General features: G+C 75.3%; 15 protein-coding genes and 1 pseudogene. 9 read left to right on the forward strand and 7 right to left on the reverse strand.

All coding sequences use genetic code 11. From position 1 onward, the window contains the following. Positions 1-190 precede the first annotated feature (190 nt). A complete protein-coding gene (locus GV126_RS28900; protein WP_159672246.1) occupies positions 191-736 on the reverse strand; it encodes a hypothetical protein in 546 nt (181 codons plus the stop codon). Positions 737-1,078: 342 nt separating this feature from the next. Here GV126_RS28900 and GV126_RS28905 point away from each other — a divergent pair, with 342 nt between their 5' ends. Both GV126_RS28905 and GV126_RS28910 read left to right on the forward strand, forming a co-directional pair. Beyond that, positions 1,079-1,309, forward strand: a complete 231-nt coding sequence (locus GV126_RS28905; protein ID WP_159672248.1) for a DUF397 domain-containing protein — start codon at positions 1,079-1,081, stop codon at positions 1,307-1,309. 109 nt (positions 1,310-1,418) lie between these two features. Further along, a complete protein-coding gene (locus GV126_RS28910; protein ID WP_159672250.1) occupies positions 1,419-2,339 on the forward strand; it encodes a helix-turn-helix domain-containing protein in 921 nt (306 codons plus the stop codon). A 121-nt stretch (positions 2,340-2,460) separates the two neighbouring features. Here GV126_RS28910 and GV126_RS28915 read toward each other — a convergent pair whose 3' ends face one another. Beyond that, complete coding sequence (locus GV126_RS28915; protein ID WP_159672252.1) at positions 2,461-3,279, reverse strand: SAM-dependent methyltransferase; 819 nt, start codon at positions 3,277-3,279, stop codon at positions 2,461-2,463. Between the two features lie 635 nt (positions 3,280-3,914). Here GV126_RS28915 and GV126_RS28920 point away from each other — a divergent pair. Together GV126_RS28920 and GV126_RS28925 are read left to right on the forward strand one after the other, a co-directional pair. Further along, entirely contained in the window at positions 3,915-5,108 is a 1,194-nt protein-coding gene (locus GV126_RS28920) for a glycoside hydrolase family 64 protein (protein ID WP_159672254.1), read from the forward strand. A 100-nt stretch (positions 5,109-5,208) separates the two neighbouring features. Further along, complete coding sequence (locus GV126_RS28925) at positions 5,209-6,333, forward strand: PP2C family protein-serine/threonine phosphatase (protein WP_159672256.1); 1,125 nt, start codon at positions 5,209-5,211, stop codon at positions 6,331-6,333. Between the two features lie 12 nt (positions 6,334-6,345). On the opposite strand, the gene GV126_RS28930 is transcribed toward GV126_RS28925, so the two are convergent. Next, entirely contained in the window at positions 6,346-7,899 is a 1,554-nt protein-coding gene (locus tag GV126_RS28930; protein WP_438947879.1) for an MFS transporter, read from the reverse strand. 599 nt (positions 7,900-8,498) lie between these two features. Beyond that, positions 8,499-10,019, reverse strand: a complete 1,521-nt coding sequence (locus GV126_RS28935; protein ID WP_159672258.1) for a helix-turn-helix domain-containing protein — start codon at positions 10,017-10,019, stop codon at positions 8,499-8,501. 257 nt (positions 10,020-10,276) lie between these two features. Here GV126_RS28935 and GV126_RS28940 point away from each other — a divergent pair, with 257 nt between their 5' ends. Next, positions 10,277-11,941 (forward strand): acyl-CoA dehydrogenase family protein, encoded by a 1,665-nt coding sequence (locus GV126_RS28940; protein WP_236570152.1) that lies wholly within the window; start codon positions 10,277-10,279, stop codon positions 11,939-11,941. On the opposite strand, the pseudogene GV126_RS37750 reads toward GV126_RS28940, so the two are convergent. Further along, positions 11,826-12,323, reverse strand: a pseudogene (locus tag GV126_RS37750) (Rv1733c family protein); the annotation flags it as partial. The gene GV126_RS28940 and the pseudogene GV126_RS37750 sit on opposite strands and share 116 nt — an antisense overlap. Positions 12,324-12,693: 370 nt before the next feature. Here GV126_RS37750 and GV126_RS28950 point away from each other — a divergent pair. The 4 genes from GV126_RS28950 to GV126_RS28965 all read left to right on the forward strand — a co-directional run bounded on the left by GV126_RS28950 (position 12,694) and on the right by GV126_RS28965 (position 16,770). After that, positions 12,694-13,779 (forward strand): WD40/YVTN/BNR-like repeat-containing protein, encoded by a 1,086-nt coding sequence (locus GV126_RS28950; RefSeq protein ID WP_185946873.1) that lies wholly within the window; start codon positions 12,694-12,696, stop codon positions 13,777-13,779. Positions 13,780-14,015: 236 nt separating this feature from the next. Then, positions 14,016-14,693: a uracil-DNA glycosylase gene (locus tag GV126_RS28955; protein WP_159672264.1), complete on the forward strand. Its 678-nt coding sequence runs from the start codon at positions 14,016-14,018 to the stop codon at positions 14,691-14,693. Beyond that, a complete protein-coding gene (locus GV126_RS28960; RefSeq protein ID WP_159672266.1) occupies positions 14,690-15,691 on the forward strand; it encodes an N-acetylglucosamine kinase in 1,002 nt (333 codons plus the stop codon). Before GV126_RS28955 ends, GV126_RS28960 begins: the two co-directional genes overlap by 4 nt. Before the next feature lie 155 nt (positions 15,692-15,846). Further along, the gene (locus tag GV126_RS28965; RefSeq protein WP_159672268.1) at positions 15,847-16,770 is read left to right on the forward strand and encodes a sirohydrochlorin chelatase; all 924 of its coding nucleotides are present in this window, start codon (positions 15,847-15,849) and stop codon (positions 16,768-16,770) included. 279 nt (positions 16,771-17,049) lie between these two features. Here the strand turns inward: GV126_RS28965 and GV126_RS28970 are convergent, their stop codons facing one another. Together GV126_RS28970 and GV126_RS28975 are read right to left on the reverse strand one after the other, a co-directional pair. Then, a complete protein-coding gene (locus tag GV126_RS28970) occupies positions 17,050-18,087 on the reverse strand; it encodes a lactonase family protein (protein WP_159672270.1) in 1,038 nt (345 codons plus the stop codon). Positions 18,088-18,403: 316 nt separating this feature from the next. Then, the gene (locus tag GV126_RS28975; RefSeq protein ID WP_159672272.1) at positions 18,404-19,906 is read right to left on the reverse strand and encodes an FUSC family protein; all 1,503 of its coding nucleotides are present in this window, start codon (positions 19,904-19,906) and stop codon (positions 18,404-18,406) included. Positions 19,907-19,954 lie beyond the last annotated feature (48 nt).

Here is a 19,954-nt window from a genome sequence, read left to right on the forward strand (position 1 = left end):
CGGGGCGGGGGGGGGGGGGGCGGGCGGGCGGGGGGCTGGCGCGCCGGGGGGGGGGGGGGGGGGGCGCCGGGGGTGGGCCGGTCCCGGCCCCTGCCCCCCCGCGGCGTCCGCGGCCGGGGGGGGCGCCCCCGCCCGGTGGGGGGGGCGACGCCCGCCGGCGGTGGTGCGGGCCGTCAGGGCAGATGCGGGCTCACTCGGCCAGGGCGTCGGCGAGTTCCGTGGTGGCCCGGGCGACCTCGCCGTCCTCCTCGGCCAGCAGCGCGTGCAGCGCACCGCGCCGGGCCCGGACGGCCTGCCGCGCCCGCCGCTCCCACACCACGGGATTCTCCCGGTGGTTGAGGAGCTTGGGGTAGACGGCCGCGACGGACTCCCACTGCCGGGCGTCGGCGATGCTCCTGAGCAGCTGGATGATCTGCGGCCGGCAGGTCACCTGCGGCAGCTGGGCCAGCTCCCACAGGAACGGGACGGTGGCCGCGGTGGCCTGTTCCACCACGAAGCCGTACTGGCAGATCCGGGTGCGCAGCTCCTCCAGCGCGGCCCGGGCGGCGTCGGCGTCGTCCCCGGCCAGGGTGCGCAGCAGCCGAGGGATGTCGGCGGCGGAGCCGGTGGAGTCCCTGATCTCGCTCCAGGGCACCTGGTCCAGGGCCGTCAGTGGCGTCGCGGCGGCCCTGCCGCCCGAGGGAAGGGCGTTGCTGGCGCGGTGTGTGCTCGGCTGCTCCGTCGGTGCGGTGCGCATGGCGTCGGGCCTTTCCGAGGCGGTCGTATGGGGGGACGGCGGTTCAGGCAGGGCATGCGGGTCGGCGATCCGGCACCGGCCGTGCGGGCACCGCGTGGTGCGGACCCGCTGGTCACGGGCGGTGGGGCACACGGCATCGCTCCTGATGCCACGTCACCGACCGGCGTCGCTATGGGGGTTGACGCCCTGGCTATTATCCACGCTGACAGCGTCCGCGTGCAATTGCAGGCGAAATTTCTCGTGAAAGTGCGCGGGACGGGGAAGAGTTCGGCCAGATGCGGCCGACCCCGTCGACAGACCGGGCGCGGCTCACGGCGGAACGTGAACAGCAAGGAGACTGCGGTGCCACCAGTGCAGAACGGAGTGCGGGCCAGCTCGTTGGACGCCCGCTGGATCAAGAGCAGGCACAGCAACGCCACGGGCAACTGCGTGGAGATCGCCGCCCTGGCCGGCGGTGGCATCGCGGTGCGCAACTCACGCGATCCCGACGGTCCCGCCCTGGTCTACACACCGGCGGAACTGGCGGCGTTCCTGGCGGGCGCCAAGGACGGCGAGTTCGACCATCTGCTGTGAACCGGAAGGGACTTGGCGGCTTGGGACCTCTTCGGCGGACGACCGCACCCCGCCGCGGGAGGGTGCGATAGTGTAGGTCTCGAGTCTGCCGGTCCACTGGGGAGTCAGGATGTCCGCCGAGCCGCATCGCCTCTCCCGTCTCGAACCGTATCTGGACCGGTCCGAGCCGGCCCCGACGCTGCTGAAGATGCTGGTCGGCGTCCAGTTGGCGGGCTTCCGCGAGGACGCCGGCATGTCCCAGGAGCAGGCGGCACGCGCACTCGGCTTCAGTGCCGCGAAACTCTCGCGCATCGAGTCCGGCAAGGGCCGCCGCCCTCCCGCGGAGGGTGACGTCCGCGCCCTGCTGCGGCTGTACGGAACGGGCGAGCACGAGTGCTCGGTCATGCTGAAGCTGCTGCGGCGCGCGGGTGAGCCGGGCTGGTGGCAGCGCTACGACAAGCGGCTGATGCCCGAGTGGTTCGACCGGCTGGTCGGGCTGCAGGAGGCGGCCGAGGCGATCCGCACCTTCGAGATCCAGTACGTCCCCGGCCTGCTGCAGACCCCGGCGTACGCCCGGGCGGTGGTGGAGCGCGGCCTGCCGACCGCGTCCGCCGGCGAGGTCCAGCGGCGTGTGGAACTGCGCACCCGCCGCGCGCAGTTGCTGACGCGTCCCGACGCACCCCAGTTGTGGGCGGTCATCGACGAGTCGGTGCTGCTGCGAGTGCTGGGCAGCCGCGAGGTCATGCGGGAACAGCTGGAGCATCTCGTGCGGATGGCACAGCGCCCCCATGTGACGGTGCAGATCGTGCCGCTGGACGTGACCAACGCGTCCGCGCCCAACACCCCCATCACCTACCTGAGGTTCGGCGGTCTCGACCTGCCCGACGTGGTGTACCTGGAGCACATCCGCAGCGCCAACTTCCTCGAGGACCGCGACGAGACGGAGGAGTACCGGATCGCCCTGGACCGGCTGGCCGACGAGGCGCTGACTCCCCAGGAGTCGATCGAGTTGCTGCGCAGGACGACGAAGGAACGCTACGGAACCTCCTGAGCGCGCGCCTCCCGGCCGATCGAGGGTCGGCATCCCCGCGAGCGTCCCCGTGGACCACGGTCGGTGATCCGCGGGGACGTTCGTCATCCGCAGCAGGCGGCGTACGTCCCGGCCCGTCCGGTCAGCGGACTATGCCTATGCCGCCGAACTCGATCCACTCCTGGGTGAGTTGACGGGGGGCCACCTCGCTGTCGGGCCGCCAGGTGGACACCTCCACCAGGCCGGGTTCGAGGATCTCCAGCCCCTCGAACCACTCGGCCACGTCCTTCTCCTCACGGACCCGGCCCCAGTGGCCCTGAGTGGCCTGGGCCATGAAGTCGGTGACGAAGGCGCGCACCTCGGGGTCGTCGCTGACCAGTTGGCACATCAGCATGATGCTGCCGGGCACGAGCCGTTCGCGGACCCGCCGGACCACCGCGAGCGGACCGTCGGTGTCGCTGTCCGGGATGCAGTGGAACACCGAGTTGAACAACACGGCCACCGGCCGGGAGAAGTCGATCAGGCGCTGGGTGTCCGGGTGCGCGAAGATCTCGTCGGTGCTGCGCATGTCGGCGTGGATCACCGCGGTGCGCTCGTCCTGCTGCAGCAGGGCCCGGCCGTGCACCAGCACCATGGGGTCGTTGTCGACGTAGACCACGTGTGTCTGCGGGTCGATGCGCTGGGCCACCTGGTGGACGTTGTCCTGGGTGGGCAGGCCGGAGCCGTGGTCGAGGAACTGCCGGATGCCGTACTCCTCGGCGATCGTCCTGACGGCCCGCTGCAGGAAGCGACGGTTGTTCAGGGCGAGCCGGCGAGTGCTCGGGACGACCTTGTCGAGTTCCTCGCAGGCCACGCGGTCCGCCGCGTAGTTGTCCTTGCCGCCGAGGTAATGGTCGTACATGCGCGCGGCGGTCGGCACATTCTCGTCGATCTTCGTGGACAGCTTGTTCTCCGTAGGCATCGCTCCCCCAGATTCGCCGAATCCACCGCGCCAACTGGGCCGGTGCGACAGAGCGTACATCCTACGGATCCCGTGGTCCGCCGAAACAGAGGGCGGAACGGCGACCACCGGGCGCACACGCCCCAAGTGCCCGATCGTCACGAATTCTTCACGCCGTGGAGTCCATCAAGCGCCCCGATATGAGTACTCGCCCAGTGCGCCGCAGAAGCCGTCGTCAAGACCGGACCAGGGGGGCGCCGTGGTACTCGTCGCTGTTCTGTTGCTGCCGCTCATGGCCGTGCTGCTGCTCGTCATGGACCAGGTGGAACAACGTGTGTGCGCACCGGGCCCGCGGCGGAGCCGGCACGCCGCCCGGCGGGCGCGCGCACGTCTGCGTCCGCGCCTGTTCCCGGGTGGTCGCCGGATGGTGAAAAGCCCCGCCTTAAAGGAGCCTTAACGACTCGTTAAGCGTCACCGCGTCTTCGACCGGATTTGCGAACAAGCGCGGACGAAAAGGGATGCCGAGCCGCGGCGGCCCGTTGGCGAGGGCGGCGGCGCTGCGTAGCATTCGGGACCCGCACCGGTGGTGAGAGCGCTCTCAGCGCTGCCGCCGGGCGTTCATTCCCCTTTGCCGAGCGCAAGGAGACACCCCCCACATGGCACCTCGTCATCAGCGCACCCTCGGTCGCAGGAAGTTCCTGGCCGCCCTCGGCGGCGCGGCGGTGGCGGCGCCCGTCGTCGCCGCGATCGCCCCGCACGCCCTGGCCGACCCCGCACGCACGTCCGCGGCGGCGGGCGGACTTCCGCTGGCGATCGTCAACAACAGCGGGTCCTTCGCCGACGACTCCGTCCACGTGTACATCGTGGGCAACCAGGACGGGCGGCAGGTGCGGGTCACCCCCGACGGGACGCTCGCGCCGATCGCCGTCTCGGACAACGGCCCGGACGGCTTCACGGACTACGCGATACCCCTGGCGGGCGGCGGCCGGACCACGCTGTCCCTGCCGTACATGTCCGGCCGGATCTACGTGTCGCTGGGCCAGAAGCTCAAGCTGCGGGCCGTCACCGACGGCAACGGCAACCCCGCCCTGCAGTATCCGGCGGGCTGGGTGTCCTCGGACCCGAACTATCCGGTCCTGCACGACTGCGCCGAGTTCACGTACAACGCCTCGGGCATGTTCTGCAACACCACCATGGTCGACATGTTCAGCGTGCCGCTGAGCATCCGCCTCACCGGCGCCCAGGACCAGACGACCGGCACCGTGCGCGACGGCGGGCGGGCCGCCGCCTTCGCCGCCGTGCGGCAGGCCGGGGAGTTCGCGGGGCTCGTCGTGGACGACACCCGGATCATCGCCCCCGGGCACGGGCTGGACGCCGGGCTGTTCCCCAAGGACTACTTCGCCCCGTACATCGACGAGGTCTGGACCACCTACGCGGGCAAGGACCTCACCGTCACCACCGGTGCGGGCACCTTCACCGGCCGGGTGCGGGGCGGCAGGCTCACCTTCACCGGGCCGGCCCAGGTCGCCTTCGACAAGCCCTCCACCCGGGACGTGCTGTTCTGCGACGGCGCGCTGGCCGCGCCGAACGACGGGACGACCGGCCCCGTCGCCGCGGTGCTCGGCGCCGGGTTCAACCGTTCGACGCTGCTGTCCGCCGCCGCCCAGCCGGTGACCGACGCCTCCGCCTTCTACCGCACGGCGCTCACCAACCACTACGCCAAGGCCATGCACGCGGCGACCGCGGACGGCCGGGCCTACGGCTTCGCCTTCGACGACGTGGCGGGCTTCGCCTCCTACATCCAGGACTCGGCACCGACCGGCATCACCCTGACGCTCACGCCGTTCTAGGCACGGCGACGCCCACGCTCCTCCGGGCACGCCGACGCCCACACCTCTGCGGGCACGGCGTCGGCGTGCGCCGGGCGGGGCGGCGTAGCAGCGTGGTGGTGTGCGGAAGCTGCCTGGGCCCAGGGCGCGGCGGGATCCCGCCCGGCGTGGCTGGCTGCGGGGCGCCCCGCCGCCGCGTTGGGTACGGGTGCTGCCGGTGGCCCTGGCCGTCGTCGTGTGCGCGGTGACGCTGCTGAGCCCGGACCCCGTCGACATCGGCTTCCTGCTGGGCGCCATCCCGCCGCTGGCCGTGATGTCGTACGGGCCGCTGGCGACCGCGCTCATGGGAGCCGTCGCGGTGGTCCTGCTGGCCGTGCCGGTGTTCCGGCTGGGCCATCCCGGCAATACCGACCTGGAGACCGTCTGCTTCGTCGCGGTCCTCAGCGTGGTCCTGGCATTCGTGCGCAGCCGCCGGGACACGCAGCTGGACCTGGAGCGCACGATCGCCGAGGCGGCGCAGCGCGCCGTCGTTCCGCCGCTGCCGCCGCGGGTCGGCCCGGTGCGCTGCGCCGGCCTGTACCGGGCGGCCCAGCGCGGCGCGCTGGTCGGCGGGGACTTCTTCGGCGTGCGGGCGAGCCCCTACGGTGTCCGCGCGGTCCTGGGCGACGTGCGGGGGCACGGCCTGGCGGCGGTGTCCACGGTCGCCGCGCTGCTCGGCAGCTTCCGGGAGGCGGTGCTGGACCGGCCGGATCTCACCGCGGTCGCGGCCGCCCTCGACCGCCGTCTGGTGGTGGACTCGGCCCAGGTGCGGCACGCGGAGCTGTTCGCCACCGCGGCGCTGCTGGAGTTCGCCGGCGACGCGCGGTCGGTGCGCGTGGTGACGTGCGGGCATCCGCCGCCGGTCCTGCTGCGGGACGGGCGGGCCACCGAGATCGAGGTGGCGCCGTGGACGCCCCTGGGGCTCGGCCTGTCGGAGGGAGTGCCGCGCCAGGACGGCCGGCAGGTGGCGCTGCGGCCGGGCGATGTGCTGTTGCTGGCCTCCGACGGCGTCTTGGAGGCCAGGGACGCCCACGGCGCGTTCTATCCGCTGCTGGAGCGGCTGCCCCGCCTGGCCGACCGGGATCCGGCCGTCCTCGCCGACCGTGTCCTGGCCGATCTCCTCGCACACTGCGCGGGCGTGCGCGACGACGTCACCCTGCTCGTCCTCGCCCCCTGTCCGTCCTCGGGCCCGTCCACGGCTCCCTGAGCGCGGCCGGGGTCAGGCCGCCGGGGCGCAGGCCCCGGTGCAGAGGTCGTCGTGGGCGGGGGCCGCGCAGGGGACGGGTGCCGGCCGGGGGGACCCGGACCGCTGAGCGGGCACCGGCGGCACGGAGCCGACCGTGACCGGCTCGAACGTCACCGGTGCGGGCACGACCGGATCGAACGTCACCGATGCGGGCACGACCGGCTCGGGCACGGCGGACTCGGCGGTGACCGGCCCGCCCGTCACCGGGGCGCCCGTCACCGGAGCGCCCGACACCGGCTCGACCGTCACCCGCTCGGTCGTGACCGGAGCGCCGGCGAGCAGCGGCCCGGGGGTGACCGGGACGACGGGAATCCGGGCCTCCCGATCGCGCCGCGCGCGGCGGTCGCGCAGCAGGGCGCCGCCGCCGATGGCGCCGGCGATGAGGCCGCCGCCCATGACCAGGGCGCCCCTGGCCCCGGCGACCTGCATGAGCAGGCCCAGCAGCGGCGGGCCGACGAGGCTCCAGCCCGTGGAGGCGGTGCGCCACACGCCGAGGACCCGGCCGCGCAGGTGGGCCGGCGGGTCGGTCTGCAGGACCGTCGTACCGGCGGTGTCGGAGACCGATTCGATCACGGCCATCGGCGCGACGAGCAGCAACAGGATCCACAGGCTCGGGGACAGCCCGGCGGCGATCTGCAGCAGGGCACCGGTGGCGGCGAGCGCGCCGACCAGGCGCACCGAGGGGCTGCGCAGGCGGCCGGCCAGTACCGCGCCGGCCACGCCGCCCACCGCCAGCACGGTGGAGACCGTACCGAAGGCCCCGGCGGCGCCGCCGAGCGGCCCGGTGACCAGCACCGCGAGGGTCAGGCCGTAGTTCCGGCCGAAGACGCTGCTGAGCGCGGTGATCCCGGCCAGCGCCACGAGCCGTGGCCGGCGCAGGAAGAACCCGACGCCGTCGCGGGCGCCGGTACCGCGCCGCGCGGGTTTCGCGCCGCCGGGCAGCCCACCGCGCCCGTCGCCCGCCGCCCCCGGCCCGGCGGCGGGGTGCGGGCGCAGGAAGGGGATCACCGCGGCGACGGCGAGGAAGGACACCCCGTTCGCGGCGTACGCCGCCGCCGGGCCCCACCAGCTGACCACCACCCCGGCCAGGGCGGTGCCGCCCACGCGTCCGGCGCCGCTGACCACGGAGCCGAGCGCGATCGAGGAGGGCACGTCCTTCGGTGGCACCAGGTCGTTGCCGAGCAGCGCGCAGGCGGGCGCGTCGACGGTGGCGATCAGGCCGGTCACGGCCGCGAGCGCCATGAGCACCGGGACGGTGAGGTGGCCGGTGACGACCAGCCCGGCGGTGAGGAAGCCGACCAGCGCGAGCAGGGCCTGGCTCACCGAGGCGGTGAGCCGGCGCGGCCAGGCGTCGACCGCGGCGCCGCCGGTCAGCCCGAGCAGCAGCCCGGGGGCGGCCTGCACGGACAGGGACAGGCCGGTCGCCGCGGCGGAGCCGGTCAGGTGCAGCATGAGCAGGTTCTGGGCGGTCAGCTGCATCCAGGTGCCGGCGTTGGAGACCAGGTTGGCCGCCGACCACAGGCGCATGTCGCGGTGGCGCAGCGCCCGCCACGGGGCACGGTCCTCGCCCGTCGCCGCCCGGCGGTCCGGCCGGCGGCCGGGGAGGCGGAGGGAGGGCAGGACCACGCGGCGCGGTGCGGTCGCGGGCACGGGGGCAGGAGGAGCTGAGCTGGGTGAGGCCACGAAAAGACGCTTTGCGTGAGAGACCGGACGGCGTTCCGTGCTGTGGCGCCGGCGGCGTCGGGCGGCTCGACGGTGAGGCGCGGCCGGGTACGGCGGCTGCCCGTCCTCCCGGACGGGCACAGCAGCTGCCCATCTTCACAGACGGCACGGGACGGTCGGTGCGCGCACCGGCCGCGGTCGGGCGCCGCGCGCGCCAACGGGCTTGCCCGGCAAGGAAGTCGGCGGTGCGGTGGTGTTGCTCACAGGGGCGGCGGTGGCCCGGGCGCACGAGGGCGCGGCTGTGATCCGCGTCCCAGGCGGGACCGGGCCCCCGCACCGGTCCCGCCTCCTTGGCGCGTCGAACCTATGGGATCACGGTTGTGGCCGAAACCGTGCCGGTGCCCGTTCGGGCGGGCGCGGGACTCAGCTGTGCACAATCGCGTCCGCGTTGCCCGCGGTCGCCCTCATTCGTCCGCGGCGACGGCCGGCGTCTCCAGGTCGCCGGCCGCCAGATGGGCCAGCACGACCTCGTACAGATCGCTGCCGGTGGCCAGGAGCCGGCGTTCGAGGACGGGTTCCACGCCCCGCGGGTGCCCCCGTACGGTCTGGGCGTGCACGCCGAGCATGTGTGCGGCGCGCTCGGCGTTGCCGTCGGCGGCGATCCAGGCCCGCAGGGTGCCGCGCAGGTCCCGCGGGTCCGCCGCCAGGCGCCCGAGGAGTTCGTGCGCCCAGGCGCGCAGGGCGGGAGCGGCGAGGAGGTCGCCGAACCGGACGACGCCGTGCGGCCCGGCGGCCTCGGCGGATGCGGCGGGCCCGGCGGCCGTGGTGTCCAGGCCCGCCTGGGTGTTCAGCGCCAGGTGGACGGCGGCCCGGACGCTCAGCCGGGACAGGTCCGCGCCGAGCAGTCCGGCCGTCCGATCCATGCGGGCCCGCACGGTGTTCCGGCTCACCCCGAGGATCCGGGCGGCCCGGACCGCCGTGAACTCCAGGCCCAGCCGTGTGGTGCCGACCAGTTCGGCGCGGACGTGGTGGGGCAGGACGTCCAGCGGCCGCAACAGCCGGGCCGACCAGGCGTACAGCGCCCCGGGGTCCATCAGCCGCTCGGGATGGGTGCGCTCGGCGTACACGGCCGTGCCGTCCGGGCGGCACCGGGCGAGCGCCAGGGCGCTCACGGCCTGCCCGTACGCCGTCGCGGTACGCGCGAGGCTCTGCCGGGTGCTGCCACCGAGGTAGGTGTGGGGCCGGCCGGCGACGAGCGAGCGCAGCGCCCGGCCGGTCGCCTCGGCGGGCGCGAGCACGATCACATGGCCGTCCTCCGCCGGGCAGCGCACGACGAGCGCCTGTTCGCCCGCGATGCCCAGGCTTTCCTCGGCCAGTCGCTCGCGGTCGTCGGGGCGGGTCTGCAGGACGTAGAGGTGCGCGGTGTCCGTGTCGAGCAGTCCGGGCCACAGGCCGGCGGCCACCCGGCGCGCCGAGACGGTGTCCTCCACCATCAGCAGTTGCAGGATCGCCAGCCGCAGGGCGGACGTGGCCTCCCGCAGCCGGCGCCCGGTCTCGCTGGTCTGCCGGGCGCGCAGCAGCAGTTCGACCACGGTCGCGGTGTGCGTGACCATCTCCGCGGTCTGCCGGTCGAAGGGGGTCGTGCGGGAGACGGCCAGCACGGCGAGCGGGGGCGAGTGCGGGCCTCCCACCCGCACCGCGCGCAGGTGGCGGCCTGCGTCCTCCAGCGCCGCGGAGGCCAGCCGGCCGGAGGTGACGTCCGCGAGCAGGGGGCCGTTCAGCGGGATCGGCCGGCCGGCGAGGCGGGCGCCGGTGGCGTCCAGGAGGCAGGCCGTGCCGTGCGTCGCGCCGGCCAGCCAGGACACCACCCGGCGTACGTCCTGCCCCGCCGGCCGCAATTGCCCGAGAAGTTCCTCGGCCCAGGTCGTCGTCCGCCGCTGTTCCCGCTCCCGGGCTCCGGCGGCCCCGTGCTCTCGGCCGGCCATGCGGGCCCTCTCCTCTTCCGTCTCGATCCGTCGTCGTCACCGCGCCGACCTCGGCGTTCGTCGGTCGGGGAACGTTACCAGCGGCGGTCGCGCACGGGCACGCGCGCCGGGGGGGGGGCGGTGCGGGGGGGCGGGGGAGGGGGGCGCGCCGGCGGGGGGACCGGGGGGGGGGGGGACGGCGGGCGGCGCCAGGCTGCCGTGGGGGGGGGGGGGGCCCCGGGGCGGGCCCGGATGGCGCTCGCCGCGGCGCGCACGACGTGACCAACCAACCCCCGCCCCTGTCCCCGTACGACGCCTCCGCCGACCCGGCCCTGCTGGAGGGCCTGCGCCGGGAGGGCGCCGGGTGGGCCGAGGAGGACGTGCGGCGGCTCGGCGTGCTGGCCGGCAGCCCCGAGGTGCAGGAGTGGGCGGAGCAGGCCAACCGGCACGAGCCGGAGCTGCGCACCCACGACCGGTACGGCCACCGGATCGACGAGGTGGACTTCCATCCGAGCTGGCACCACCTGATGCGGACGGCGGTCGCCGAGGGCCTGGCCGGCGCCCCCTGGGCGGACGGGCGGCCCGGCGCGCACGTCGCCCGCACCGCGGGTGGCCTGGTGTGGGGGCACACGGACGCCGGGCACGGCTGTCCGACGTCGATGACGTACGCCGCCGTCCCCGCCCTGCGCGCGCAGCCGGACCTCGCCGCCGTCTACGAGCCCCTGCTGACCAGCCGGGTCTACGAGCCCGGCCTGCGGACGCCGACGGAGAAACCGGGCCTGCTGGCGGGCATGGGCATGACCGAGAAGCAGGGCGGCTCGGACGTGCGGACCAACACCACGACGGCCACCCCGACCGCCGAGCCGGGCGTGTACACGCTGCGCGGCCACAAGTGGTTCACCTCCGCACCGATGTGCGACGTCTTCCTGGTGCTGGCCCAGGCACCGGGCGGCCTGTCGTGCTTCCTGGTGCCGCGCGTCCTGCCCGACGGCAGCCGCAACCCCTTCCGCATCCAGCGCCTGAAGGACAAGCTGGGCAACCGCTCCAACGCCTCCTGCGAGCCGGAGTTCGACGGGACCGTCGCCTGGCTGGTGGGACCCGAGGGGCGGGGGGTGAAGACCATCATCGAGATGGTCAACTGCACGCGCCTGGACTGCGTGATGATGTCGGCGGCGCTGATGCGCAAGACGCTGGTGGAGGCCGGCCACCACGCACGGCACCGGCGGGCCTTCCGCGCCCTGCTGGCCGACCAGCCGCTCATGCGCAACGTCCTGGCCGACCTCGCCCTGGAGTCCGAGGCCGCCACGACGCTGACCCTGCGGCTGGCCGGCGCGGCCGACCGGGCGGTGCGCGGAGACGCGGCGGAGGCGGCGTTCCGGCGGATCGCGACCGCGGTGGGCAAGTACTGGGTGACCAAGCGGGGCCCGGCGTTCACCGCGGAGGCGCTGGAGTGCCTGGGCGGCAACGGCTACGTGGAGGAGTCCGGCATGCCCCGGCACTCCCGCGAGGCGCCCCTGCTGTCGATCGGGGGGGGGTGGGGGAACGTCACCGCCCGGGCCGTGCGGCGGGCCCTGGCCCGCGAGCCGGGCACCGCGGAGGCGCTGTTCGCCGAGCTGGAGCTCGCCCGGGGCGCCGACGCCCGCCTGGACGCGGCCGTGACCCGCCTGAAGAACCAGTCGGCCGAGGCGTCCCCGCCGGCCGCGCGCCGCCTGGTGGAGCTGATGGCGCTCACCCTGCAGGCCTCGCTGCTGGTCCGGCACGCCCCGCCGTCCGTCGCCGCCCAGCCGGCTCGCGCAGAAGGCGTCGGCGACGGCCGGCGGCGCAGGGGACGAGGGTGGCGCCCGCCCCCGCCAGAACGCCGACGACCGCGGAGCGCGTCCGGGCCTCGGCGTGGGTGGCGGGTCGCGTCACCAGTCGGCCCCGGTCGTCGGCCCACACGGTGACCCGGGTGCCTGCCGCGCTGCCCGGCCGCACCCGGGCCCGGCCGGTGTGCGGGGAGCCGTCGGGCGCGCCCCAGCGCACCTTCGCCCAGACCTGCCCGTTCTGCCCCACGGCCGCCTCCGGGTCGGCGGTGGGCGGGCTGGGCGCCCGCTGCGTGACGAGAGCCGTCGTGGGCCGCCACGCGGTGCGCTGCCGGGCCAGTCCGTCCGCCGCCGAGCGGGCCGCCGTCCATCCGGCGACCACCCCGGCCAGCACGGTCACCAGCCACACGCCGAGCACGACCCACGCCTCCACCACGTCGCAGCGGCGGCGGAGCGGACTGCGACGCCACCGCCACAGCCGGACCCGGGGACCACGGAACCCCATCGACGGCTTCCTCCTCATCAGCGCACGTACGTGATGAACGCACGGACGTGATCGACGCACGGGCGTGCCCCACCTTGCTTTCCTGTGCCGACGCCCTTCTCGGCACTCGTCCGGTGCGCCGGACGCGCTCGTCGCCGCTCGCCCTGCACCGGACGGCCTCGTCGGCACTCGGGCCGGGTTCCCCCACCGGGCGCGCCCATGAGTGCCGTCGCCGTGTCCGGCCCCGCCGCCAGGCAGAAGAACGGCCCGCGCTCGCCGCCCCGTCGCCCCGACCAGGCCGTGCTACCTGCGACGACGTCGCCGCAGGGGTGACTGTCAGTGGCGGGGTGCAAACTGGCCGGTGTCTGGACGAAGGCGTCCTGGACGCGATGTCGCGGAGGTGATCGGCATGACCGAGGTACTGCTCGCCGTGGGCACCCGCAAGGGCCTGTTCATCGGGCGCCGGCGGGGCGGGGCCTGGGAGTTCGACGAGCGTCCCCACTTCAACGCCCAGGCCGTGTGTTCGGTCGCCATCGACACCCGCGGCACCGTGCCGCGCCTGCTGGCCGGCGGCGACAGCGCGCACTGGGGACCGTCCGTGTTCCACTCCGACGACCTGGGCCGCACCTGGACCGAACCGGCCCGGCCCGCGGTCAAGTTCCCCAAGGACACCGGGGCCTCGCTGGAGCGGGTGTGGCAGCTGCACCCGGCGGCCGCGGAGCCCGACGTGGTCTACGCGGGTACGGAACCGGCCGCGCTCTACCGCTCGGAGGACCGCGGGGAGAGCTTCGAGCTGGTCCGACCCCTGTGGGAGCACCCCACCCGGTCGAAGTGGGTGCCGGGCGGCGGCGGTGAGGGCCTGCACACGGTGATCACGGACCCGCGCGACCCCCGGGCCGTCACCGTCGCGGTGTCCACCGCCGGGGTGTTCCGCACGGCCGACGGCGGCGCGAGCTGGTCGCCCTCCAACTCGGGGGTGTCGGCGGTGTTCCTGCCGGACCCGAACCCCGAGTTCGGCCAGTGCGTCCACAAGGTCGCACGGGACTCGGTCGACCTCGACCGGCTCTATCTGCAGAACCACTGGGGCGTGTACCGCAGCGACGACGGCGGCGCGCACTGGACGGACATCGGCGAGGGCCTGCCGTCGACGTTCGGCTTCGCGGTCGCGGCGCATCCGCACCGGGGCGACACGGCCTACGTCTTCCCGATCAACGCCGACGCGGACCGGGTGCCCGCCGACCACCGCTGCCGCGTCTTCCGCACGGCGGACGCCGGCAAGAGCTGGGAGCCGCTCAGCTCCGGCCTGCCCCAGGAGGACCACTACGGCACGGTGCTGCGGGACGCGTTGTGCACGGACGATGCGGACCCGGCGGGCGTCTACTTCGGCAACCGCAACGGCGAGCTGTACGCCTCCGCGGACGACGGCGACAGCTGGCAGCAGTTGGCCGCACACCTGCCGGACGTGCTGTGCGTCCGCGCGGCGGTGGTGGGATGAGCCTTCCGGCCCCTGCCCGGTCCGGACAGGGCGTCGCCGCCCGGTCCGGTCGGGCGTCATCACCCGGCCTGGGCAGGGTGACGCCGCCCGACCCGGGCAGGGCATCGTCACCCGGCCTGGACGAGGCGTCGCGCGGCGGTCCGAACCGGCCGGTGCCCGCGCAGGTGCGGTCGTCTCCGGTCGGTATGCGGGCACCGCTTGATCGCCCGGCCGGGCGCGGCAGTAGGGTGACGCCCGTGGCACCACGACCCTTGCATGAAATCGTCGAACCGGGCTGGGCGAAGGCCCTGGAACCCGTGGCCGGACGGATCGCCGCGATGGGCGACTTCCTGCGCGCGGAGATCGCGGCGGGACGCACCTACCTCCCGGCCGGGCAGAACGTGCTGCGGGCCTTCCAGCAACCCTTCGACGAGGTACGGGTCCTGATCGTCGGCCAGGATCCGTATCCCACCCCGGGGCACGCCGTGGGCCTTTCCTTCTCGGTCGCGCCCGAGGTGCGTCCGCTGCCCGGCAGCCTGATCAACATCTTCCGCGAGCTGACCAGCGACCTGGGACTGCCCCAGCCGTCCAACGGCGACCTGACGCCCTGGACGAGGCAGGGCGTACTGCTGCTCAACAGGGCGCTGACCACCGCGCCGCGCAAGCCGGGAGCCCACCGCGGCAAGGGCTGGGAGGAGGTCACCGAGCAGGCGATACGCGCACTCGCGGCGCGCGGCAAGCCGCTGGTGTCGATCCTGTGGGGCCGCGACGCCCGCAACCTGCGCCCGCTGCTCGGCGACCTGCCGTCGGTGGAGTCGGCCCACCCCTCCCCCATGTCCGCCGACCGCGGGTTCTTCGGCTCGCGCCCCTTCAGTCGCGCCAACGACCTGCTGATCCGGCAGGGCGGCCAGCCGGTGGACTGGCGCCTGCCGTGACGGACCGGGTGGCCTCCGGCGCGGACCGGACGGCGGGATTCCTCGCCGTGGACTCCGGCGGCTCCGGGCTCCGGGTGGTGGTCGGCGTTCCCGGGCGCGGGCCGCTGGCGCAGCGGGCGTCCAAGGAGCCGGTGCGCACCGGCGCCCGGGGCATCGACCCCGAGCACCTGATGCGGCAACTGGTGCCCATGGTCGAGTCGTTGGCGGCCGAGACGGGGGTGGCGCGGCCGGTGACGGCCGCCGTGGGCGCCGCCGGTCTCGCCACCCTGGGCGACGCCCTGCGCGCCGAGCTGCCCGGCCTGCTGGCGCGCGAACTCGGCGTGCGGAGGGTCGCCCTGGCCGCCGACGCGGTCACCGCCTACGTCGGCGCGCTCGGCCCGCGGCCCGGGGCGGTGCTCGCCGCCGGTACCGGCCTCATCGCCCTCGGCACCGACCTGACGCGGTGGCGCCGCGCGGACGGCTGGGGCCATCTGCTGGGCGACTGCGGCAGCGGCGCCTGGATCGGGCGGGCCGGGCTGGAGGCCGCGCTGCGCGCCCACGACGGGCGGGCGGGCGGCTCGGCGGCGCTGCTGGCCCGCGCCGAGGAGATGTTCGGGCCGATGCCGGAACTGCCCGGCAAGCTGTATCCGCGCAGCGACCGCGCCGCCGTTCTGGCCTCCTTCGCGCCCCAGGTGGCCGCCTGCGCCTGCGACGACCCGGTCGCGGCGGGCGTGCCGCGCGCGGCTGCCCGGCGCATGGCCGGGTCGGCCGCCGCGGTCTGCCCGCCCACGGGCGAGCCGCTCATCGCGCTCACCGGCGGCCTGTTCAAGATGGGCGACCCTCTCCTCGCGCCGCTGAACGACGAGTTGGCGGCACGACTGCCGCGGGCGCGCCAGGTCGCCGCCGAGGGTGACCCGCTGCACGGCTCGGTGCGCATCGCGACCGACCTTGCCCGCGGCGCACTGGCCCTGCCGGCGGACGCCACGATGCTGTATCTCCCGCCGCCGTACGGCAGTTGACCGAGCCCGATGGACGCGGGCGCGTATCCGTCCCGATGCCGCACATCCGCCGGTTTGCGATCAGCGAGTGACGCATCAGACAAAACCGGACGGATACCGTTCACCTGCACCCTCCCCGAACAGCAGGGGCCCGAAAGCCAGTAACATGCGGCGCCATGAGCTCCCCCACTGGGCCCGCGTCCGGCCTGCCAGTACGAATGCCGCGCCCCCGCCAGCCGGGACGGCACCGCCGCCCCGAACCGCTGGCTGCTCCCGAGGGCGCGCCCGCGCTCGTCCTCGCGGTGCCGGGCACGCCCGGCCCCGCCACGCGCAGCCTCGCCGAGGAGGTCGTGAGCATCGCCCGCTCCGAGCTGCCCGGTCTGGACGCCCAGATCGGGTATCTCGACGGGGACGGCTCGGAGTTCCCGAGCGTGCAGTCCGTGCTGGCGCACGCGGCCGACGAGCGCACCGCCCGCTACGAGCAGGCCCTGGCCGCCGGTGTGGAGGCCAAGGAGCCCGAGGGCCCGGTCGCCATCGTCGTGCCGCTGCGGGCCGGCCCGGACGGTGCGCTGCTGCGCCGGGTCCGCCAGGCCGTCATGGACAGCCGGGTCGCCGCCGAACTGACCGATGTGCTCGGCCCGCACCCGCTGCTCGCCGAGGCGCTGCACGTCCGCCTGTCCGAGGCCGGGCTGGCCCGCGCCGACCGGGCCCGCCTGTTCACCGTGGCGACCGCGGCCGACGGCATCATCCTCGCCGCGGTCGGCGGCGAGGAGGCCGTGCAGGCGGCCGGGATCACCGGCATGCTGCTCGCCGCCCGCCTGGCCGTGCCGGTGATGGCCGCCGCCCTGGACGAGGAGGGCTCGATCGCGTCCGTCGCCGAGCAGCTGCGTTCGGCAGGTTCCCAGCAGCTCGCGCTGGCGCCGTACCTGATCGGCCCGGAGATCGAGGCCGAGCTGGTCGAGCGGGCCGCCAAGGAGGCGGACTGCCCGGTCGCCGAGGCCCTCGGCGCCTACCCGGCGATCGGCAAGCTGGCGCTGGCCAAGTACACGACGGCGCTGGGCATCGCCCCGCAGCAGCCGCAGGGCGCGCCGGTCCGCTGACCCGCGCGACCCGCCCGTAGGGCGCCGTCGGGCTCTGCGCCGCAGGGCCCCGTACCGGCACAGCTCCGTACCGGCACAGCTCCGTACCGGCACAGCTCCGTACGGCCTCCCTGCACCCCTTGGAAGGGCCCGCCCCCGGATCATCTCGGTCGGGGGCGGGCCCTTCGTCGTGCATGCGCTTCGTGCCGTGCTTCCTGCCACGCCTCGGACCGGAACGGGCTCGGCAGCGGGAACGGAGCGCGTGCAGAGCGGGTCCGGCACGGGTCCGGTCCGCCGGGCTCAGTCGAAGACCACGCAGGACGCCGCCGTCACCCCGACCGCCCCGGCCTGTTCCGGGAGTCCCGTCCGCGGGTCGACGGAGAACCAGGTCACGTCGCCGGAACGCTCGTTGGCGACGTACAGGAAGCCGTCGTACCAGGTCAGCGCCCGCGGCCAGTGGCCCCCGCACGGAACCGTCGCCATGCGCTCCAGCCGCTCCCCGTCCGCCGCGACGGCGAAGACGGTCAGCACGTCCTCGCCGCGCGTCGCGGTCCACACGAACCGCCCGTCGGGCGCGACGACGAGGCCCGACGGGTAGGCGTCGCCGGCGGGCGCGTCCGGCAGGACCGGTGTCTCGGCCAGGGACTGGAGCACGCCGGTCCGCGCGTCCCAGCGGCAGAGGGTGAGGGAGGGCGTCAGTTCGTTGACGACGCAGGCGTGCCGGCCGTCCGGGAGGAACGCCAGGTGGCGCGGACCGGAGCCGGGGCGCAGCGCGATCTCCCGGTGCAGCGTGAGCGAGCCGCCGGTCAGCGCGCACACCCGCACCGAGTCCGTGCCGAGGTCGACGCTGACCACCCAGCGGCCGCTGGGGTCGGGCAGCACCTGGTGGGCGTGCGGGCCGCGCTGCCGCCGCTCGTGCGGGCCGGAACCGGTGTGCCGCAGCACGGCGGAGGGGGCGGACGCGAGGCGGCCGTCGGCGCGGACGGGGACGGCGCTCACGCTGCCCGAGCCGTAGTTGGCGGTCAGGACGTGTCCGCCGGCCAGGCTCAGATGGGTGGGGCCGCTGCCGCCGACCCGCCCCGGGGGGCCGGTCAGCTCGACCGTCTCGCCCTTCACCCGGTAGGCGGCCACCGCGCCCTCGGCGGTCTCGCTGACCGCGTAGAGGGTGCCGCCGTCGGGCGACAGGGCCAGGTAGGACGGGTCGAGGACACCGTCCACGCTGCTCAGCAGGGTCAGTGCGCCGCCGCGTTCGGCCACGGCCGCGGTGACCACGCCGGGTCCTCCCGCCGCCGTGAACGACCCGATGAACGCCCGCCGCCTGCCGCCGCCCTCTGCCACCTGTGTCCCCTCTCCGTCGACCCGCTGGAGGTGACGCTAGCAGCCGGGCGAGCGGTCTAGACCAAGACGGCTGTGTCCCGGTGCCCGCCGGTCGGCACGGCGGGCACCGGCCTGCGGGAAACGGCCTACGGAAACGGCCGTCGGGAAGGGCCTTCGGGAATCGACCCGCGGGAACGGGCCGCAGACGGGCCTGGGACGATCACCCGGACGTGGCGAGCCGGACGTGCCGACCTCGACGTGCCGACCTCGCCGTGGCAAGCCGGAGGGGCCGACCCGGACAGGCCGACGCGGGCGTGCCGACCCCGACGTGCCGGGCTCAGGCCCCGACCAGGGGCGAGCCGGAGGACGCGCGCAGTGGCGCGGCCAGCTCCGCCAGCGCCCGCTCCAGGCCGTGCAGGTGGGCCAGCGCGGCCTCCTCGGCGGCCGGCCGGGCGGCGGCGGTGGCGGCGACCGGTTCGGCGTCCCCGCCCGTCAGCGCCTCCACCGCCGCCTGGACCCGCCAACAGGCCGCGGCCAGACGGGCGTCGTGCGAGGCCTCCGGATCGGCGGCGACGGCGGCCAGGCCGCGGATCTCGCGGGCGCAGTCGTCGAGCAGCGCCAGCACCTGCCGGGCGCGCCGCTTGCGGCCGAGCATCGGGTTCAGCGGGTGCACCAGCGGAGCGACGGACTGTCGCACCCGGGCAAGCAGCTGCTCCAGTTCGGCCACGCGGAGCGCCGGGTCGGCGTTCTGGTCCCCCGCGAGCCGGGCGGCGGCCTCGGCGGTGCAGGCGTGCACGCAGCGCAGCGCGCGCTGGATCCAGCCGTCGGTCACCGCGTGCGTGGTCACGGGCAGCACGAAGACCACGGCCAGCCAGGCGCCCAGCGCGCCGACGGCGGTCTCCGCGAGCCGGAGTGCCAGCAGGCCGGGGGTGAGGACGCCGAGGAGGCCGTAGAGCGACTCGGCCAGCAGCGTCACCCAGAGCATCATCCAGGTGTAGGAGACGGCGGCCGTGTAGAAGATGCCGAAGACGCACACGGCGACCAGGGCGGCGGTGGGCACGGCGACCCCGTGCAGCGGGACCACGAGAAGCACGCCGAGTCCGATGCCGAGCAGGGTGCCGAGCACCCGGCGGAAGCCGCGGACCAGGGTCTCCCCGCGCGAGGCGGTGTTCACGAAGACCCACCAGGTGGCGCCGACGGCCCAGTACCAGCGCTGTCCGGACACCAGCTGGCCCACCACCAGGGCGAAGCCGGAACCGGCGACCGCCTGGACGGCCTGCCGGGTGGTCACCCGGGCCAGTCCGGTGCCGCCGGGCGGCGCGGGCGCCGCCGGGGCCGGGGGCTGCCGGCGCTCGTAGCACCACAGCCCGAAGCGGACCGCGGCCGCGGTGAGCACCGCCAGGACGACGGCGGTGGCGAACTCGGGCAGCTGCCCGGGGGTGGCGTGCAGGAACTGCGCCACGAAGAAGGTCATGAACGCGAACACGCCGAGGCTGTGGCCGCGCGGTCCCCAGCGGCGCGCGTAGACGCCCGCGCCGACCACGGCCAGGAAGGCCAGGTCCCGGGCCACCGGGTGGTCGTGCAGTGCGGACGCGGCCGCGAGGACGGGCAGGCCGACGACGGGCAGCAGCGCGGTGGTCACCGCCTGGCCGCGCACCGTGCGGTCCGCGACGGTGAACAGGGCCAGCAGCGCGGCGAGCCCGCCGGTGACGGCGCCCGGAAGGGAGTGTCCGGCCAGCCCGCAGACGACGACCGCCAGGCCGATCCCGAGGACGGCCCGGGCCGCGAACCTCAGCCGCGCCCGGCCCGGATCCGGAGCCGTGAACACCCTCTTCAGCACTGATTACCGCCCCCTTCTCAGGTTCTTCTCTCAGGTTCTTCGCCGACG

The sequence above is a fragment of the Streptomyces mexicanus genome, from assembly GCF_902506575.1.
In the GTDB taxonomy this organism is placed as follows: Bacteria; Actinomycetota; Actinomycetes; order Streptomycetales; family Streptomycetaceae; genus Streptomyces; species Streptomyces mexicanus.

What these genes read in the sequence shown, in the direction of transcription:
- GV126_RS28900 (WP_159672246.1), bottom strand. Translation starts at nt 736, where the DNA reads ATGCGCACCGCACCGACGGAGCAGCCGAGCACACACCGCGCCAGCAAC.
- GV126_RS28910 (WP_159672250.1), top strand. Translation starts at nt 1,419, where the DNA reads ATGTCCGCCGAGCCGCATCGCCTCTCCCGTCTCGAACCGTATCTGGAC.
- GV126_RS28915 (WP_159672252.1), bottom strand. Translation starts at nt 3,279, where the DNA reads ATGCCTACGGAGAACAAGCTGTCCACGAAGATCGACGAGAATGTGCCG.
- GV126_RS28920 (WP_159672254.1), top strand. Translation starts at nt 3,915, where the DNA reads ATGGCACCTCGTCATCAGCGCACCCTCGGTCGCAGGAAGTTCCTGGCC.
- GV126_RS28930 (WP_438947879.1), bottom strand. Translation starts at nt 7,899, where the DNA reads ATGCGCCTGTGGTCGGCGGCCAACCTGGTCTCCAACGCCGGCACCTGG.
- GV126_RS28935 (WP_159672258.1), bottom strand. Translation starts at nt 10,019, where the DNA reads ATGGCCGGCCGAGAGCACGGGGCCGCCGGAGCCCGGGAGCGGGAACAG.
- GV126_RS28950 (WP_185946873.1), top strand. Translation starts at nt 12,694, where the DNA reads ATGACCGAGGTACTGCTCGCCGTGGGCACCCGCAAGGGCCTGTTCATC.
- GV126_RS28965 (WP_159672268.1), top strand. Translation starts at nt 15,847, where the DNA reads ATGAGCTCCCCCACTGGGCCCGCGTCCGGCCTGCCAGTACGAATGCCG.